Source organism: Nocardia sp. NPDC055002 (assembly GCF_053608825.1).
The window spans coordinates 1-3389 of the sequence record NZ_JBSGWE010000023.1; the positions used below are offsets into that span (position 1 = coordinate 1).

General features: G+C 67.8%; 1 protein-coding gene. It reads left to right on the forward strand.

What is annotated here, in order from left to right; genetic code table 11:
- Positions 1-39: 39 nt before the first annotated feature.
- On the forward strand, positions 40-3389 hold a 3350-nt coding region (locus ACWF99_RS33860; RefSeq protein ID WP_452538389.1), incomplete at its 3' end, for an SDR family NAD(P)-dependent oxidoreductase.

Consider the following 3389-nt stretch of genomic DNA (forward strand, 5'->3'; position numbering starts at 1 on the left):
ACGAACGCGCATGTGATTCTGGAGGAGTTTGTTGATGGGGTGGGTGCTGTCGAGTCGTTGGCGTCGTGTGTGGCGGCGACCCTGCCACTGCCGTTGGTACTGTCGGCCAAATCAGCTCGGGCGTTGCGGGCGCAAGCTTCTGGGCTGCTGTCCTTCCTCGAGGAATCTCCCGCACTACCACCCGTCGATGTGGCCTGGACTCTGGCGTCGACACGAGCCAGTCTGGACCATCGCGCGGTCGTGTCCGTGACCGACCGCGAGGAGATGATCGCGGGCCTGGCAGCCGTTGCCGAGGGTGCCGACGGCGGCATCGTCCGATCCGGGCGCGTTCGGGCGGGCGGTAACACGGCCTTCGTTTTCTCCGGACAGGGCTCGCAGCGCGCGGGGATGGGCCGGGAGTTGTATGCCGACTTCCCCGCTTTCGCGTCGGCATTCGACGAGATCTGCGAGCTCGCCGACCCGTTGTTGGGGACTTCTTTGCGCGCGGTCGTGTTCGATGCGGACGGTGACGCGCTGGACCGCACGGAGTTCGCGCAGCCCGCGTTGTTCGCGATCGAGTGGGCGATTTTTCGCCTACTCGAAACGTATGGCGTGACCCCGGATTTCGTTGTCGGGCATTCGGTGGGCGAGATCGCCGCCGCATGCGCGGCTGAGGTGCTGGCGGTGCCGGATGCGGTGCGGCTGGTTGTGGCTCGCGGCCGCTTGATGCAACAGCTAGCCGAAGGTGGCGCGATGTCGGCGGTTCAGGCGGCGGAGGCCGAGCTGACACCACTGTTGTCGGGCCGGGTGAGTATCGCTGCGGTGAACGGCCCTGAGGCAGTGGTGATTTCCGGCTCGGCGGACGAGGTCCGCTCGATTGCCGGCCATTTCGCGGCGAAGGGGCGCAAGGTCAAGGAGCTGACTGTCGCCCATGCCTTCCACTCGCCGCTGATGGATCCGATGCTGGAGGACTTCGAGAAGGTCTGTGCGGAGATCGAATTCGGTACTCCCCGCGTCGGGGTGATCTCCACCCTGACCGGCACGCCGGCCTCGGACGATTTCGGCGCGCCGGAGTACTGGGTCCGGCACGCACGCGATGCTGTCCGGTTTGCCGACGCGGTAGTGGCGGCGGCCGCACAGGGGGTGACCCGCTTCGTCGAGGTGGGTCCGTCCGCGAACTTGGCCACCCTGATCCGGGAGTGCCTGGCGGGCAGGGACCCCGTGCTGGTCGCAGTCACTCAGCGCAGCGGCCGCGCGGAACCACAGACGCTGGTCGACGCGCTCGCGGAGCTGTACATCGACGGTATCGCTGTCGGGTGGACTGCGCATCCGGCCACCGGAGGGTTCGTCGAACTACCCACCTACTCGTTTCAACGGCAGCGCTATTGGCTTCGCGACGCTGCGGCCCCGGCACTCGAAGGCGGTGATTCGGGCACGGCCGAGAACGCGGTCGACACCTGGCGGTACCGGGAAAGTTGGCGACCGGTCGCCACCCCGACCCTGAAACCACAGGGAACCTGGCTGGTCGTGACGGTCGCAGGGACCCGTGACGACCTGATCTGTGCGGTGCTCGGGAACTCGGCTGAGGTGATCCGACTCGTCATGAGCGATATCGACGATGAGCCGGTCTCCCGGCTGCGCGCTCTGCCGCCGCTGAAAGGTGTGCTGTTCGTACCGTCCGTGGATGATGAGGATCCTGGTCTCGGGTGCCGAGCCGTGGCGCCGGGAACGGCCGAGACGCTGGTGCTGATTCAAGCACTCGGTGAAGCCGAGATCCATGCTCCGCTCTGGGTCGTGACTCGAGGTGCGGTTTCGGTCGCACCGGCCGAAGCGCCCGATCCCGGCCAGGCTCAGATCTGGGGAATGGGACGGGTCGCGGCGCTGGAACATCCGCGACGCTGGGGTGGACTCGTCGACCTGCCCGCGATCGACGACGAACGAGCGGTGCGGCGCCTGGTCGCGCTGGTTGCCGGGGCTGGTGTGGAGGACCAGCTCGCGATCCGGTCGACCGGGGTACTCGCGCGCAGGCTGGTGCGTACGGCCACGCGGTCCCGGCAGCCCTGGCGACCGACCGGAACGGTCTTGATCACCGGCGGCACCGGAGGTATCGGGGCACATCTGGCGCGTTGGGTCGGTGCCCACGGCGCGACGCATGTGGTGCTGGTGGGTCGGCGTGGTGCCGCCGCGCCCGGTGCCGATCGACTGGTGGCGGAGTTCGCTCGATCGGGCGTGCCGGTGAGCTTCGCGGCCTGTGACGTGACCGACCGTGCTTGCGTCAGCGCGCTCATCGATGGGCTGCCCGGACCGTTGACCGCGGTGCTGCACGCGGCGGGCGCGGTCGAGCTGGGGCCGCTGAGTGCGCTGAGCCTCGCCGAATTCGACAAGGTGATCCGCGCCAAGGTGCGTGGGGCGGCGTTGTTGGACGAGTTGACCCGGCAACATCCGATCGAAGCCTTCGTGCTCTTCTCCTCGGGGGCGGCGGCTTGGGGGAGTGGCCGTCAGGGTGCCTATGCCGCGGGTAATGCCTATCTCGACGCCCTTGCCCTCCGTCGGCGCGCGGCCGGGCTTGTGGCTACTTCGGTGGCATGGGGACACTGGGCAGGCGAGGGTATGGCTGCCGATACCGAGACCAAGGCTCTGCTCGAGCGCAATGGCATACGAGCCATGAAGCCGGAACTCGCGATCGAGGCGCTCGCCGATGCGATCGCCTGCGGGGCGGGAAATTCGATTGTCGCCGATATCGAGTGGGGCCGGTTCGCCCCGCCGTTCCTCGCGGCCCGTCCCAGCCCGTTACTCGCCGAGCTGCCCGATGTGCGGCGACTGCTGGACGCCACGGCCCACACGCAGGCACGCCGCTCTCCGAGCCTGCCCGCCGCCGGGCACGATCCTGAACTGCTCGGCCGTCTTGTTCTGGACGAGATTGCCGCGACCCTCGGGTACTCCGCATCGGCCGACATCGATGAGCAACGCCCTTTCCGCGACCTGGGCTTCGACTCGCTCGCCGCGGTCGAATTCCGTGATCGCTTGAGCCGGGTCCTCGGCCGTGATCTTCCGGCGACGCTGACCTTCGATCATCCGACTCCCCAGGCGGTTGTCAGCTATCTGCAGGGCGAATCGAACAACATCGACGACGGTGCGGCTCCTGCGGCCGTCGTCGCCGACGACGAGATCGCGATCGTGAGTATGGCCTGCCGCTACCCGGGTGGCCTCACCTCCCCGGAGGCGCTGTGGGATCTGGTGGCCGCGGGCGCTGAGGGGCACGGTGGCTTCCCGCTGGATCGTGGCTGGGATATGGCCGGCATTCCCGATGTCGGCGGTGGGTTCTTGTATGACGCGGCGGATTTCGATGCTGAGTTGTTCGGGATCTCGCCGCGTGAGGCGTTGGCGATGGATCCGCAGCAGCGGTTGTT